General features: G+C 38.1%; 2 protein-coding genes. Both read left to right on the top strand.

Annotation, left to right across the window (positions count from 1 at the left end):
• The first annotated feature begins 261 nt into the window (after positions 1–261).
• Positions 262–2,034 carry an S-type pyocin domain-containing protein gene (locus ACED59_RS24275; RefSeq protein ID WP_371704975.1) on the top strand — a complete coding sequence of 591 codons (1,773 nt, stop codon included), beginning with the start codon at positions 262–264 and terminating at the stop codon, positions 2,032–2,034.
• On the top strand, positions 2,031–2,447 hold the full coding sequence (locus ACED59_RS24270) for a hypothetical protein (protein WP_017098405.1): 417 nt from the start codon (positions 2,031–2,033) through the stop codon (positions 2,445–2,447). Before ACED59_RS24275 ends, ACED59_RS24270 begins: the two co-directional genes overlap by 4 nt.
• The last annotated feature ends 74 nt before the right edge of the window (positions 2,448–2,521 follow it).

Raw genomic sequence — 2,521 nt, 5'->3', positions numbered from 1 at the left:
CTCAAGGCGAGCGAGGTCAAGATAAGGTTGCGATAGCAATCTTATCAACCAGTTAACTGTTCTTGGTTTCTTTCGTCGTCATATCTCCTCTGATTTCGCTAATGCCATTCTCTTTATTATCAATGCCTTTCGGCTAGGTGGGTCGGCTTACTCCAACACACGCCATCTCATTTAGGTGGTTTTACTACAAGTTCAGTGAGTTAGTCGCCTTGTTCCAATGATAGAATTAGCGTCAGTCTTTTATTATAGGTAAGCACTGCGATGACAACGAAAAATAGTATATTTCCACCTAACTCTATGGCGCATGACTCCCCAAATAGAACGCAACCGTTAGGTATAGAAGATGCTCGTTATCAAGAGGCTACCAAAGACAGTTTCTTTCCTAAGTGGTCGATAGCCTATGATGCAGAAGCAAGAAGTGGTAAAGGCGTTACGCCTGCAATTACTGATGCGGCAGTGACTCGTCAAAATGCGATAGCAGCGGAAACTGAAGCGGCTAACCCTCAAACTGCGAATACTAATTCATTAGCATCTAGCGATGCCACTTCTAATATAATGAAAACAGTATCTGAGTTGTTTAGCTCAAGCTCTAAAAAATGCTTCGCCTCAAGTATTATTCCTGATGTTGATAAAACTCAATCCATCCCATTAAGAGAATACGGTGAAGTTGCGGTGTTAACATCAGGGAAAAGCACGGACTTTAAGAAGCGCTTTTCTAAAATGACACCAGAGCAAGAGTTGAAAATTTTGTCTGGTACTAGCTTAGTGGATATGACATTAAGCGATTTAGGTGCTTGGCGCATAACTCACAATAATGAAGAGATTCTTCCTGCGTGGTGTTTATTATTTTGTTCATCAGGCATGAAAGCCGAGCATTTGATTAATCGTGAAGAATTTAATCAATTATCGGATGTAAATACAGAGCTTAAATTACGACTTCAAAATGATGAAAGTGGTAAAGAAGATTTAATCGCTTTTCACCGTGACGGTGAAAAGCTTCCTGTTATTCAAGCTGAGCCAAATCCAGAGAGTGGAAGTAAGGCTTTTAAAGCAACGCTTCCAAGTGGCGTTGTTATTGAGTGGAATGGTGTAAGTAAACAAGGCCCATTATTCCATAATGGCACTGAGCGTAGATTTGGAAGTCTTCGACAAGAAAAAGTACTTCCAAATGACGGTAAGACTCAAGATATTGAGGGTGTTCCTGATGACGCAGTTGAAGAAGTCATTATTGCTTTTCCAAAGCAAAAGTTCATAGAGCCATTGTATTTGACGCTACCGAAATTTAAAGAAGAGTCAAAAATCGCAATCAACCCTAAAAATATGTACTGGCCTCCGTATAACCCGTTAGCAAAAGAAGGGGAGAAAGAGCTGAATGTTGAGTATGTTGAACCAATTAATAGTTTTGGGTTAATGTCACCAGAGGAAGGGCATGAATTCCTACAAAATTTGTATGATGATATGGGCGGTAAAGATACCGTTGGTGATTTTAAGGATTATTATGGTTTAGGTAATGGTGTTTATGATTCGCATAAGGTTGCATCAGGGCTTGGTGGTTTAGGTGTTGTAGCGTATACAAAAAATATTAACGGTAAAGATTGGGTCATCATTAAAAATTTCCGCCGTTACGAACAAACCTTAATGAAAGGTAATAAATGGGGAGCGAATAACCCAAGGGTTATTCAGGCTGGATTAGGTTTAAATGATTTGAAAGGTGCTGTTAGGTATATTAGATTTAATATTGGAGTTGAAATTATTGTTTCTGTAGGAATAAATGCCGCGGATTATATATTGAATGACGAGGCTACATTAGCTGAGTTTGTTGGTAACTCATCAGGAGATATAGTTAAAGGACTGGTATCTATGGGGGTGGGAGCAATAGCTGTTACTATGTTACCAGCAACAGCGACTGTTTTATTATCGGGAACAATATTTGCGGCAGTATCATTCTTAGTTGGTCAAGGGCTTAATGTTTTTGATGAAAATAATGGTTATTCAAAAGATATAAGTAAAGCTGTTGATAGGTTAATGAAATGATTATATTTAAAATTATATTTTGGTTATCGTTCTCAGTTGTAGGCGCGTGGTTTTCATCAGATGCTTTTTTTGTTGCTTTTGGTGAGCCAGAAAAAGTGGTTACAATTGTAGGTATTTTGAATTTGTGGGGAAGTGTTACTTGTACCTTTTTAGGCGTTTATGTTGCATATTATTTTATAATGGAGCGGCTAAAATCCCCGGTGTCACATAAACGGTTTAATATAATAGGCGTGAGTTTAGCTATAGTCATTGCTCCATTATTAACCCTTGGTGTGTATTCAAAAAGTTTATCTAATGTTTCTAGTTATGTAGAATGTGATGGTTTACGAGAATTATCAAGTCGTTACTCTAGTCGAACATATGCAGTATCTGATGAAGTATGTTTGACAGTGGTTGTTGATGAAAAACAATAAATTTTAGGCGCATATAACGAATAAGGATTAAGGTGTTGCGTAGCCAACACTAAATCCCGAGTGTTGAACAAGCC

The organism is Vibrio sp. FF266 (genome assembly GCF_041439695.1).
GTDB lineage: Bacteria > Pseudomonadota > Gammaproteobacteria > Enterobacterales > Vibrionaceae > Vibrio > Vibrio tasmaniensis_A.
The sequence above is the reverse complement of the archived record's forward strand: the minus strand, read 5'-3'. Positions and strand labels throughout refer to the sequence as shown.